This is a genomic window from Bordetella sp. 15P40C-2 (assembly GCF_009763235.1).
GTDB lineage: Bacteria > Pseudomonadota > Gammaproteobacteria > Burkholderiales > Burkholderiaceae_B > Bordetella_A.
Window position 1 is genome coordinate 28,098 of sequence record NZ_WSJA01000014.1, and the last position, 11,675, is coordinate 39,772.

Sequence of the window (11,675 nt, forward strand, 5' to 3'; positions counted from 1 at the left end):
CTCGGGCTCATTGCACCTCAATCGACCATGCGCCCGGCCGAAAGAATCAGCTGGCGGCCGCAGCGCGCCGCGAGTTGAGCATCATGGGTGACCAACACCAGCGTCGTGCCGTGCTCACGGTGCAAATCGAACATCAGGTCCACGACCGTCTCACCCGTTGCCGCGTCCAGGCTGCCCGTAGGCTCATCCGCGAACAAGAGATCCGGCTGCACGACAAAGGCGCGCGCCAGCGACACGCGTTGCTGCTCGCCGCCGGATAAGGTCCGCGGATAATGATGCAGGCGTTCGCTCAAGCCTACGCGCCGCAACATGGCCTCGGCGGCCGCGCGGGCGGATGACCCGGCGAGCTCCAATGGCAGCATGACGTTTTCGAGCGCGGTCAGATTCGGCAGCAGCTGGAAAGACTGGAACACAAAGCCCACATGGCGAGCTCGTAGCTGTGCGCGGCCGTCTTCGTCCAGGGAGAACAGATCCTGCCCGGCAATGCGCACCGTTCCTGTCGAGGGAACATCCAGCCCCGCCATGAGTCCCAGCAAGGTGGACTTGCCGGACCCCGAGCTGCCCGTAATGGCCAACGCACTTCCCGCTGCGACCGTAAAGTCGATATCCTGCAGGATAGAAAGCGTGCCGCCGGCATCCGACACCTGCTTGCCCAGCCCTGAAACCTCAATCGAGACTTTGTTATCCATGCGTGTGTATCCCAAACTGCTGTGCTTGTTCGTCAGTGCGTTCTGCTTTGCCACGGCCGCCTTCGCTCAGACACCCTCGGCGTCACCGAGTTCCGAGCCCCGCGCCATATTGGCGGTGGGCGACAGTTTGTCGGCCGAATACGGTTTGCAGCGCGGATCGGGCTGGGTGGCGTTGCTATCGCAGCGCATTGCCGAACAATACCCGAATTACCGTGTGGTGAATGCCAGCATCAGTGGCGATACCACCAGCGGTGGTCTGTCGCGGCTTCCAGCGCTGCTGGAACGCGAGCATCCCGCGGTTGTGATCATCGAGCTGGGTTCGAATGATGCGTTGCGCGGGCTGTCGCTACAGATGACCGAACAGAATCTGCGCGGGATGACGCAGCGCGCGCGCGAGGCCGGCGCGCAGGTGTTGCTCGTGGGCATGCAAATCCCGCCTAACTATGGGCGGGATTACACCCAGCGCTTTGCCGCGCTCTTTCCAACGATTGCCAAAGCGGAGGATGTGAGCTTGGCGCCGTTCCTGCTCGATGGCATCGCGACGGACCGCGAACAGTTCCAAGCGGATGGGATACACCCTAACGAGCAAGCCCAACCGGCGCTGCTAGAAAACGTATGGGCCGCATTGCGGCCCATACTGGAGACGACCCAAGCGTCAAAACGCTAGTCGTAGGTCTGTGAATTATCCTGCGTTCTCGGACGATTCCGCGCCCTGGATCGCCTGCTGCGCGGCCGGCAAGATCTGGACCTTGTACTGCTCGCGCAGCTGTTTGAGGACAGCGGCAGCCTCGGCCTCGCCCCAGGTGCTGCCTAGCTGACGGGCCAGCAGCTCGTTGGCGGAAGCGTCGGTCTTGCCCGGCTCGACCTTGTCCAGACGAATCACGACGAAGTCGTTGCCTTCTTCCACGCCGGCATAGGCCGGCAGCTTCTGGGCGGGCAAGCGCATGGCGGTCTGCAGCACCGAAGGAGGCAGCTGGGAAGCCTGCTGGCGCGACACCACAATGCTTTCGCCAAAGCCCTCGGGCAGGCTAGCCGCGTCGGCGGACCAAGTCTTGAGGGCGTCCTCGCCTGCCTTGCGAGCTGCCTCGGCGGCACGTTCCTCGATCAGGCGTTCACGGATGGTGGCCTCGGCCTTTTCCAGGGGCGCGACGTGCTGGGGCTCAACGTTCTCGACGCGTACCACCAACAACTTGTCGGACGACAGCTCGATCACGCCAGAGTTGAGTTTTTCGCGCAGGGATTCGGGGCTGAACAGGGCTTCACGTACGCGAGGATTGTCCAGCAGCGCGGCATCTTCGCCAGCGGAGGCCGGGCTCTCGCCGGTGGTGTCGTCAGCAGACAGCAGACCCTTGCGGGTGATGCCGCTGGCGGTGCGCGTCTTCAGACCCAAGGCATCGGCGGCGGGCTGCAGGCTATCGCGCTGGTCGTAAACGATCTCGGTCAGCTTGGTCGCCATTTCGGCAAAGCGATTGGCAGCGATCTGTTTACGGATTTCCGCGACGATCTGGTCACGCACTTCGGCCAGTGGCTTGGTGGCGGCCGGCTGAATCTCGGTGACCTTGAACACGTGATAGCCCGAGGGGCTTTCGATCACGCCGGAGATTTGATCCTTATTCAGGCTGAATACCGCCTCGCCCAGCGAGCCGGTCAGCATGCCGGCGCCCAGCCAACCCAAGTCGCCGCCCTTTTGAGCGGAGCCAGCGTCTTGCGAGTTTTCTTTCGCGAGCTTGTCGAACTCGGCCGGATTGGCGGCAGCTTGTTGGGCCAAGGATTCGGCCTTGGCGCGCGCGGCCTGACGATCGCTGTCACTCGCGTTGGCGGGGACTTGAATCAGGATGTGGCTGGCGCGACGGCGCTCGGGCTGACCAAAGCGCGATTTGTTCTGCTCGTAATAGCCCGCGATATCGGCATCGCTGACTTGCACGTCTTTCGAGGCCGCGGGCTCGTCCAGCACCAGGTACTGCGCAGTCACCTGTTCAGGGATGGTCAGTTCTTGTTGATGCGAGTCGTACCAGGCCTTGATTTCCTCGGGCGTGACCGACACTTGAGCACGATAGTCGGCCGCCGGGAACCGGCGCAGCTGGATCGTACGCTCTTGCGTCAGCGCCGACTCGAGCGAGGCCACGACTTCGGCGGGCGCCAAGCCGGATTGAATGACGGGCTGCAGAACAAGGTTGATCGCCAGATCACCACGCAGGCCTGCCTCGAACTGCGCGGGCGTCATGCCTTGTGCAGCGAGCACCTGGCGGTAGCGCTCGGCGGAAAAACGGCCATTGTCCTGCACGGCCGGGATGGACGCGATCGTATCGCGCAGCGTGGTGTCCGAAACCGAAAAGCGCTCGGCTTGCGCGACCTGGGCCAGCAGACGACGGTCGATCAAATCGTTGAGCAGCTGCTCGCGCATCGCGGGCGTGTCCAGCATCGCGGGGTCATAGCGCGAGCCCAAAGTCTGACGATATTGCTCGAGCTGATTGCGTAGCGCGATGTCGAACTCGCCCTGCGTGATGGGCTGATCGCCAACGCTGGCCAGCTCGGGCTCACTGCTCATGAAGCTGTCATAGCCCTGTATGCCGACCAGGAAAAACGACGGCACGATCAGAATCAGCAGGATGACCTGCATCCAACGACGGTGACTGCGTATTAGTTCGAACATGGAATCCTTGTTGCCCCACGCGGCGCCTCGGACAGACGAACGCCACGGTAAAAAAAGGCGAACCGATTCGCCTTTGCCACGACTAAACCGCGCTGGTTTAGCCGCCGGAGTTTACCATTGTCGGCCTGAAATTCATCACTGGGGCGCGCGGCTCCCCCAAGGGCCCCATCGCATAACGCTGGCTGGATCGCACACTGGCGGCCCGAAAGCTAACGCGCCGGGGTTGGAAAAGCAGACACAGTTAATTTGCCGGAAAGCCGGTCCGATAAACAATGAAGGGTTATGCTTTTACCCTCGACCGTGATTTGGTCTTGTTTTCGTATCGTTACTGTTATGTCCACCTCCCAAAACTGGCCCTATCCTACTCATATCGCGCACCGCGGCGGCGGCCGTCTGGCGCCGGAAAACACATTGGCCGCCATGCGCGTTGGCCGCGATCATGGATTCCGCATGGTCGAATTCGACGTGAAGCTCAGCCGTGACGACATCGCGTTTCTGCTGCACGATGACGATCTGGATCGCACCACGGACGGCAAGGGTCTGGCCGGCGATCGCAGCTTTACCGAGCTGGCGCTCTTGGATGCTGGCGGCTGGCATTCACCCGCCTATGTCGGCGAGCCGGTGGCGAGTTTTCAGGCGGTGGCGCGTTACGCGATCGCCAATCAGATCGCCTGCAACGTCGAGATCAAGCCCACCACGGGCCGCGAGGCTGAAACGGGTACCGCCATCGCCCTGGCGGCGCGCAATCTCTGGCAAGGCGCTGTCGTGCCCCCCCTGCTTTCGTCGTTTTCCGAGGAATCGCTTGCTGCCGCACAGGCCGCCGCGCCCGAATTGCCGCGCGCGTTGCTAGTCGAGGAAGTCCCGGCGGATTGGCGCGAAAAACTCGCCAAGTACGAGTGCGTGGCGCTCAACATCAATCAACGCGATGCCACGCAAGCGCTGATCAACGATGTGCACGCCGCGGGTTACCGGATCGCCGCCTGGACGGTGAATGACCCCGAGCGCGCTGCCCTGCTGCTATCCTGGGGCATGGACGCGATCTTCACCGACGAACTCGCCCGTATTTCCCCTACTGCGTGACCTTAGGATTCCATTTTGTTTAGTTATCGACACGCCTTCCATGCCGGTAACCACGCCGACGTGCTCAAACACGCCGTGCTGGTCCAGATGCTGGATTACTTCAACCGCAAGGACGCACCTTACTGGGTGATCGATACCCATGCGGGCGCCGGCCTTTACGCGCTGGACGGCGAATGGGCCAGCAAGAACGCCGAATTCGAGGATGGTATTGGCCGCCTGTGGGGCCGCGAGGACCTGCCGGCGCTGCTGGCCGACTATGTGCGAGAGATCGAACGGTACAACCCGAACGGCCGTCTTCGTCACTACCCTGGATCGCCATGGCTGACGCTCGATGCGCTGCGCGATCGAGATCGCCTGCGCTTGTTCGAGATGCACCCGACGGAATCGGGCATCTTGGCGGGCAATCTCGATAAGCTCGATCGCGTGAATCTGCGCCAGACGACGATCTATGCGACCGACGGTTTCGAGGGGATGAAGGCACTGCTGCCGCCGCCGACACGGCGTGGCATGGTGTTGATCGATCCCTCGTACGAAGACAAACAGGATTACCGGCGTACGCTCACCGCGGTGAAGGAAGGCATCAAGCGGTTTGCCACGGGGACCTACGCGGTTTGGTATCCGTTGGTGCAGCGACGGGAAGCCACCGATATGGTGCGCGGTCTGGAAAACCTGCAGATCAAGAACTGGCTGAACGTCTCATTGACGGTGAAAAAGCCGGCTTCCGAAGGTTTCGGTCTGCACGGCAGCGGCATGTTCATCGTCAATCCGCCCTGGACCTTGCACGCGGCGTTGAAAGAAGCCATGCCTTTTCTGACGAAGCTACTTGCTCAGGACGAGCGCGCGGCCTTCACGTTGAAGCAACGCGCCGACTAAGGTCGCGGGCAACCGGTTTCGCGCCGCGCGCAAGAGCAACGCTCACGCGCGCGAAGCCGACCTCGATCAACGTCAGGGGTGGCGTGCAATATGCACGCCCACGGCCGCCCGATTTAATCGCGCCGCAACATCGCGATCAAATTCATCGCGAGTAAAATGGCGAACAACGCCAGGCTCCACAGGGCATATTCCACGCCCAGGATCTCGACCATGGCATCCATGCAGCTGGCATAAATACCGAATAGCCAGGGTGCAGCCCCATCCAGACCCGATGCGCTCATGAATTGATCGGCGAAGGTCATATCGCACGAAAACATGTGCGCGGCCACGTCATACTGATACCAAGCCGCCGCGATCCCGCCCGCACTCAACAGCAGCCCTAGGGTCGCGCACAGCCGCGTGAGCGCGCGGATATTTGCCCCTAAGAGTGCCAGCACGCCGATTACCAGATACAGCAGCCGTTGGAACACACACCATGCGCACGGCGGCATATCGAAGACATGCTGCGACACCAAGGCAGCGCCCACGGCGCCAAAGCACAGTAATGCGATCAACCATAAGAGGCGGCGGGATTGTTCCATGTAGCTTAACCTGATCAAACCGTTAAAAAATAGCCGGACTACATTGCAGCCCGGCCAGTTTACAAACCACATTAAGCTACCACATGTTCACCCGGTACGAGACCAGCCGGACATGTGCCGCGCAAGATCAACCGTCGTTTGCTACATATCCCATATTGAACTGCAAACCACCGGTGGACTCCTCGTCGCTGGAGCCGCCACGCGACTGCCCCAGACGTTCGAGGTATTCCGCGGTAATGTCGCCCGTGACGTATTGGCCATCAAAGCACGATGACTCGAAACGCGTCAACGCCGGATTGATGTCGGTCACAGCCTGTTCCATATCGCGCAGATCCTGATAGACCAAGCCATCGGCGCCGATGGTGCGCGCGATTTCCTCGTCGGAACGGCCGGTTGCGATCAGCTCGCTCTGCGTGGGCATATCGATGCCGTAGACGTTGGGGAAACGCACGGGAGGCGCGGCCGAGGCGAAGAACACCTTATTGGCCCCAGCGGCGCGCGCCATGTCGACGATTTCGCGGCTGGTGGTGCCACGGACGATGGAGTCATCGACCAGCAGCACGTTTTTGCCCTTGAATTCGCTGCCGATGGCGTTGAGCTTCTGGCGCACCGATTTCCGGCGCACGGCTTGCCCCGGCATGATGAACGTGCGACCCACGTAGCGGTTCTTGATCAGACCTTCGCGATAGTCCAGGTTCAGGCGCGCAGCCAGCTGCATCGCGGCCGGACGCGAGGAATCCGGGATAGGCATGACCACGTCGATGTCACCCAGGCGCATATTGCGCGCGACTTTATCGGCCAAGTATTCGCCCATGCGCAAGCGAGCGTCGTACACCGACACACCGTTGATCATGGAATCGGGACGCGCGAAATACACGTATTCGAAAATACACGGCACCAGTTGCGGGTTGTCGGCACACTGACGGCTGATCATGCGCCCGTCCAGATCGACGAACACGGCCTCGCCCGGCTCGACATCGCGCACAAACGCGAAGCCGCTGCCTTCGAGCGCCACGGATTCCGAGGCGACCATCCATTCCGGACCCTGCTCGGTATCCTGACGGCCGATACAAAGCGGACGAATGCCATTCGGATCGCGGAACGCGAGCATCCCGTAGCCGGCGATCTGCGCGACGACCGCGTACGCACCGCGCACGCGCTTATGCACGGCGGCAACCGCCTTGAACATCGTGTCATCGTCGAGCGACACCCCATTGGCTGCCGATTGCAACTCGTGCGCCAGCACATTCAACAGAACTTCGGAATCCGAATTCGTGTTGATGTGACGGCGATCGACGCGATAGAGCGACTCGCGCAGTTCGCGCCAGTTGGTCAGGTTGCCGTTATGGGCAAAGGTGATGCCGAAAGGCGCATTCACGTAGAACGGCTGGGATTCTTCTTCGCTGACGCTGGAACCCGCCGTGGGGTAGCGCACGTGCCCGATACCGCTGTTACCCGGCAGCGACCGCATGTTGCGCGTGCGGAATACGTCACGCACCAGGCCATGGGCCTTGAACATGTTGAAGTGTCTGCCTTGGGACGAGGTGGCGATCCCCGCCGCGTCCTGGCCACGATGCTGCAGCAGCAACAAACCGTCATAGAGCAGCTGGTTGACCGGCCCGCGCCCAATGACCCCGATGATTCCACACATGGTGATTTCCCGTTAAACGAAACTTAGTAGGGCACCCACGTCGCCAACGACGGGGGCAGCCACAACTTGATATGCCTGACGGCCTCGGTGGCCGAATGCGAAAACATGGCGTTTTGCCACCAGGGCTCTTGCGGCAGCGGCGTATAGCCGCCCAACGCCACCAATACCAATACAAATAACAACCCGCGCGCCAGGCCAAATACCGCACCCAGGCCGTGATCTGCGGGCGTTAATCCCGTGGTACGAATCAGAGCGGCCAGGGTCATATTGACCAAGCCCACGCCGAGCAGCACCAAAATAAATACCGCCGCATACGCTATGCCCATGCGCAGCATGGCGGTTTCGACGTAGGCCTCGAGCCATCCATACACCGTGGGCCCCCACCAGATGGCGGCGACAAAGGCCAGCAGAAACGCCATCAGAGAGAGGACTTCCTTGAGCAGGCCGCGCACTAACCCCAGCAGCCCGGAGACTGCCAGGATGGCCAAGACGACGAAATCGAAACCGGTCACTGGCTAGCAATAAAGCCGTTGTCATAACCCAGGGTGCGTAAACGAGCCTGGGCAGCCTGTGCGGCCTCGCGCGACGGGAATGGCCCCACGCGCAGACGATATTGCTGTTTCCCCCCGATGGTCGCGGGCTCGACAAAGGCGTTGGTCACGCCGGCTTGATGAAGCTTGGAACGACGCGACTGCGCGTCTGCCTGGGCCCCATACGATGCGATCTGCAGGACAAAGTTGCCTTTCGCGGCGGGCTTGGGTGCGGGTTGCGACGGCACGTCGGTAGGCGCACGGCCCTCAAGCAACGCCAGCGCGCGGGCGCCGTCGTCATCGCGCGCCGTGGGCTTGCTCGGCGCCGGCGGCGCGGATGGCTTGGCCGGTGGCGGAGCGGGCGGTTTCGCGGGCGGCTGCGGCTGCTGGGCCGGTGGCGTGGGCGCAGCGGGCGGTATCGTTACCGCGGGCGGTTCCGGCGGCTGCTGTTGGGCGGTGACTTCGCCCGGCGTGGTGGCGCCGGGTTGGCTGCCGGTGGCACCGGGGGTCGCGCCTACGACACCGCTGCCTGCATCCGCGACGGAGGTGGGCGCGGAGATCTGCGGTTGGTACGGCGTATTGCGCTCGGGCATGCGGATCGGGATATCAGCCGCCACCGGTACGGGCTCGGAGTCCAGGACCATGGGCAGCACGATGACGGCGGCCAGCACGAGCACGACGGCGCCAGCCAGCCGGCGACGCGCACGCCCACGGAGTTCCGCCGCCTGGGCCTCGCTGGAGACCGATGGACGCGGTCTGGCACGCGATGCCTCAGAGGCGGAATCTTTGCGAGTGAACAATCCCATGGGCAGGAATTCCTTGCGACCTGTTCGAGGACACCGCCTCGACTGCCGTAAACCTTAAACTTTGCGACCCAATGCCTGCAAAACCGCGGCAACGGTGAGAAACGAGCCAAACACCACGATTCTATCACCCTCGCCCGCCCGCTCGCGGGCTGCGGCGAACGCGGCGGCCGGGTCGGGGTAGGCTTGGACCGACGGCGCCTCGGCGCCAGCAGGGCCGTCTTCGAGCGCGGTGGTGACGTGACGAGCGAAATCTTCGCCGGAGCTACCGCGTGGGCCGGGCAAACCTGCGCAGTACCAGTGATCGATGCGGCCACGCAGCTTGGCAAGCACTCCGTCTACATCCTTGTCATTAAGCATCCCTACGACGGCATGTGTGTAGGGGTGAAAGCCCATATTGTCGAGGTTTTGGGCCAGGACGGCTGCGGCGTGGGGGTTATGTGCGACGTCAAGGATGATGACCGGCTGGCCAGGCAGAATCTGGAACCGACCCGGCACGGAGGCTTGCAAGAGCCCAACGCGCACGGCTTGTTGCGGGACGGACAATTTGTCTCGCACGGCTTCCAATGCGGCCAGCGCAGCCGACGCATTCAGTAGCTGATTCGCGCCACGTAATGCGGGATAGGCCAGCGCGTTGCGCCGTTGTGCGCGGCCACCGTAAGCCCATTGCTGCCGGTCGCCGGAATAGTTGAAGTCTTTACCGAATTGCCACAGCTCGGCACCGATCTCGTTTGCGTAGTCGATCAAGGTTTGCGGGGGCTGCGGATCGCTGCAGATCGCCGGACGGCCGCTGCGGAAAATGTGGGCCTTTTCCCAGCCGATTTTCTCGCGGGTATCGCCCAGATAATCCGTGTGATCCAGGTCCACGCTGGTGATGATGGCGCAATCGGCATCGATGATGTTGACGGCGTCCAGGCGGCCGCCCAGGCCGACCTCCAGAACCACTGCATCGAGAGACGATTGCGAAAAGAGTCGCAAAATCGCCAACGTGGTGAATTCGAAATAGGTCAGCGTGGTGTCGCCGCGTGCGGCTTCGATCGCGGCGAACTGCTCGGTCAGCGCGGCATCGGAGGCAATTTCGCCATTGATGCGTGCGCGTTCGTTGAAGTCGATGAGATGCGGCGAGGTGTAGAGGCCTACGCGATAGCCGGCGGCTAGCAGGATGGCCTCTAGCATGGCACAGGTCGAACCCTTGCCATTGGTGCCGCCGACGATGAATTTGACGGCGTCGATTTTCAGATCCAGCCGGTCAGCGACCTGCTTGACCCGATCCAATCCCAGGTCGATCGTTTTGCTATGGATGGACTCGAGGTACTGCAGCCACTCTGGCAACGGTGTGGCGGCGTCGGGATGGGGGGCTGACATGACGGGGTATCTGAAATTTGCTTAGACGTGGGAGTTTAGCAGTCTGCGGAGGTTGTACGAGGGATAACCCCTAGGGTTGTGGAGGGTTATCGGTGTATTTGCGTAGGTTGTTCGCGTTGTTCTTCTGTTCGTCGGAGCGGGGTGTGCGGGCCGTGGGGGCTTCACGAGGTCGGTCCGGCGCGCGGGCGCCGGACACCGCGTCGCTCGTCTCGTCCGCGCCTTCGCGCTCCCTTCGACTTCCGCTCGCTCGACCTCGAGGCGCCCCCACGGCCCGCACACCCCGCTCCGACTGGCGGTTTAGAAAGCCGGAACGTCTTGGGGGAGAGAGGGGTTCTTGGCGTTTTGGCGTGACGCTGGCGACCGTTGGAAGATTTTGCGGGGCTGCGTAAATCGGGTGCCCTGCACACCCGATTTACGCTATCGGAGATGCCAGCGCGGGATGGGCGACATCAGTAACGGTGTCAGCCTCCGTACCGATAGGGGTACCGGTATCCGTATCGGCATTGGCATCGCATCGGCATCTGCATCGGTATGTGAATCGATAGCTATTCGGAGCACGAATGCGAGTAGCGGGCGCGCTGGGCGCCCGCTACTCGCGGCCCTGCAAGACCTTCCTCCCAACTCTTTCCGTGCCACGAAGCCTAAGCAAGACGCCCGTCCCAGCGACCGCGCAATTCGAGACGCTGCGAGTCGATGGGGGGCAGTGACGGCGTCGGGGCGCCTCGTGGTCGAGCGAGCGGACGTCGAAGGGAGCGCGAAGGCGCGGACGAGACGAGCGATGCGGTGTCCGGCGCCCGCGCGCCGGACCGACCACGTGAAGCCCCGACGCCGTCACTGCCCCCCATCGACGCCACAAGCATCGACGCCAGCCCCAAAGATCGACGCCTCCCAAGCATCAACACCCGCCTCGTACAAGAACAACAACCCCGCACACACCCAGCCCCCCTTGCGCCATCTTTCATATCCATGAAATACTTTTCATACACATAAATTCAGGAACCCCCAGGATGACCCAACCACCCCGCTGGCTAATCCGCCAGCAAGATGTCCCCGGCTACCACCCGGCGAATCACACAGGCACCCTGAACCGACGCCTAATCGGCCCCGCAAACGTCGGCGCGAAGAACGTGGAAGTCCTGTTAGGCGTCATCGAGAAAGGCCAAGGCGCCCTGCCCCACGCCCATCCCGGTATCGAACAAGTCTGTTATCTGCTTGAGGGCACCGCGCGTGCGCAAGTCGGCGATGAGGTCGCCGACATGGTCGCTGGCGACTGTTGCTATTTCCCCCCTGACATTCCACACGTCTTTACCGTCACCAGCGACACCCCCGCGCGCCTGCTGGTGATCTATTCGCCCCCCTACGAAGAATCCCCAGAAAGAGTCATCCGCGAATTTCCCGGTCGCGCACCACCACCGTAAGCGTGCGCGGCCACCCCGAGAGCAGCCCCTGT

11 protein-coding genes are annotated in these 11,675 nt (G+C 62.3%); 4 read left to right on the top strand and 7 right to left on the bottom strand.

Annotated features, from left to right (window positions below; translation table 11 throughout):
* Window positions 1-17 precede the first annotated feature (17 nt).
* Window positions 18-689 carry an ABC transporter ATP-binding protein gene (locus GOQ25_RS05735; protein WP_160349499.1) on the bottom strand — a complete coding sequence of 224 codons (672 nt, stop codon included), beginning with the start codon at window positions 687-689 and terminating at the stop codon, window positions 18-20.
* On the opposite strand from GOQ25_RS05735, the gene GOQ25_RS05740 reads away from it, so the two are divergent.
* Window positions 688-1,356 (top strand): arylesterase, encoded by a 669-nt coding sequence (locus GOQ25_RS05740; RefSeq protein ID WP_160349500.1) that lies wholly within the window; start codon window positions 688-690, stop codon window positions 1,354-1,356. The two genes, GOQ25_RS05735 and GOQ25_RS05740, sit on opposite strands and share 2 nt — an antisense overlap.
* A 15-nt stretch (window positions 1,357-1,371) precedes the next feature.
* Here GOQ25_RS05740 and GOQ25_RS05745 read toward each other — a convergent pair whose 3' ends face one another.
* A complete protein-coding gene (locus GOQ25_RS05745) occupies window positions 1,372-3,342 on the bottom strand; it encodes a SurA N-terminal domain-containing protein (protein ID WP_160349501.1) in 1,971 nt (656 codons plus the stop codon).
* A gap of 333 nt (window positions 3,343-3,675) precedes the next feature.
* Here GOQ25_RS05745 and ugpQ point away from each other — a divergent pair, with 333 nt between their 5' ends.
* On the top strand, window positions 3,676-4,422 hold the full coding sequence (gene ugpQ / locus GOQ25_RS05750; RefSeq protein WP_160349502.1) for a glycerophosphodiester phosphodiesterase: 747 nt from the start codon (window positions 3,676-3,678) through the stop codon (window positions 4,420-4,422).
* A gap of 15 nt (window positions 4,423-4,437) precedes the next feature.
* Window positions 4,438-5,295 carry a 23S rRNA (adenine(2030)-N(6))-methyltransferase RlmJ gene (locus GOQ25_RS05755; RefSeq protein WP_160349503.1) on the top strand — a complete coding sequence of 286 codons (858 nt, stop codon included), beginning with the start codon at window positions 4,438-4,440 and terminating at the stop codon, window positions 5,293-5,295.
* 113 nt (window positions 5,296-5,408) lie between these two features.
* Here the strand turns inward: GOQ25_RS05755 and GOQ25_RS05760 are convergent, their stop codons facing one another.
* From GOQ25_RS05760 to folC, 5 genes are all read right to left on the bottom strand, one after another.
* Complete coding sequence (locus tag GOQ25_RS05760) at window positions 5,409-5,876, bottom strand: disulfide bond formation protein B (protein WP_160349504.1); 468 nt, start codon at window positions 5,874-5,876, stop codon at window positions 5,409-5,411.
* Between the two features lie 127 nt (window positions 5,877-6,003).
* A complete protein-coding gene (gene purF, locus GOQ25_RS05765; RefSeq protein ID WP_160349505.1) occupies window positions 6,004-7,527 on the bottom strand; it encodes an amidophosphoribosyltransferase in 1,524 nt (507 codons plus the stop codon).
* Between the two features lie 23 nt (window positions 7,528-7,550).
* Complete coding sequence (locus GOQ25_RS05770) at window positions 7,551-8,039, bottom strand: CvpA family protein (protein ID WP_160349506.1); 489 nt, start codon at window positions 8,037-8,039, stop codon at window positions 7,551-7,553.
* Window positions 8,036-8,863, bottom strand: coding sequence for an SPOR domain-containing protein (locus tag GOQ25_RS05775; RefSeq protein ID WP_160349507.1), 828 nt, complete (start codon window positions 8,861-8,863; stop codon window positions 8,036-8,038). Before GOQ25_RS05775 ends, GOQ25_RS05770 begins: the two co-directional genes overlap by 4 nt.
* Window positions 8,864-8,917: 54 nt before the next feature.
* Complete coding sequence (gene folC, locus GOQ25_RS05780) at window positions 8,918-10,225, bottom strand: bifunctional tetrahydrofolate synthase/dihydrofolate synthase (protein WP_160349508.1); 1,308 nt, start codon at window positions 10,223-10,225, stop codon at window positions 8,918-8,920.
* Window positions 10,226-11,232: 1,007 nt separating this feature from the next.
* Between folC and GOQ25_RS05785 the strand changes: the two genes are divergently transcribed.
* Window positions 11,233-11,643 carry a cupin domain-containing protein gene (locus GOQ25_RS05785; RefSeq protein WP_160349509.1) on the top strand — a complete coding sequence of 137 codons (411 nt, stop codon included), beginning with the start codon at window positions 11,233-11,235 and terminating at the stop codon, window positions 11,641-11,643.
* Window positions 11,644-11,675: the final 32 nt, after the last annotated feature.

Coding starts and splice junctions, on each gene's coding strand:
- GOQ25_RS05745 (WP_160349501.1), bottom strand. CDS start 3,342: ATGTTCGAACTAATACGCAGTCACCGTCGTTGGATGCAGGTCATCCTG.
- ugpQ (WP_160349502.1), top strand. CDS start 3,676: ATGTCCACCTCCCAAAACTGGCCCTATCCTACTCATATCGCGCACCGC.
- folC (WP_160349508.1), bottom strand. CDS start 10,225: ATGTCAGCCCCCCATCCCGACGCCGCCACACCGTTGCCAGAGTGGCTG.
- purF (WP_160349505.1), bottom strand. CDS start 7,527: ATGTGTGGAATCATCGGGGTCATTGGGCGCGGGCCGGTCAACCAGCTG.
- GOQ25_RS05740 (WP_160349500.1), top strand. CDS start 688: ATGCGTGTGTATCCCAAACTGCTGTGCTTGTTCGTCAGTGCGTTCTGC.
- GOQ25_RS05735 (WP_160349499.1), bottom strand. CDS start 689: ATGGATAACAAAGTCTCGATTGAGGTTTCAGGGCTGGGCAAGCAGGTG.
- GOQ25_RS05785 (WP_160349509.1), top strand. CDS start 11,233: ATGACCCAACCACCCCGCTGGCTAATCCGCCAGCAAGATGTCCCCGGC.
- GOQ25_RS05775 (WP_160349507.1), bottom strand. CDS start 8,863: ATGGGATTGTTCACTCGCAAAGATTCCGCCTCTGAGGCATCGCGTGCC.
- GOQ25_RS05760 (WP_160349504.1), bottom strand. CDS start 5,876: ATGGAACAATCCCGCCGCCTCTTATGGTTGATCGCATTACTGTGCTTT.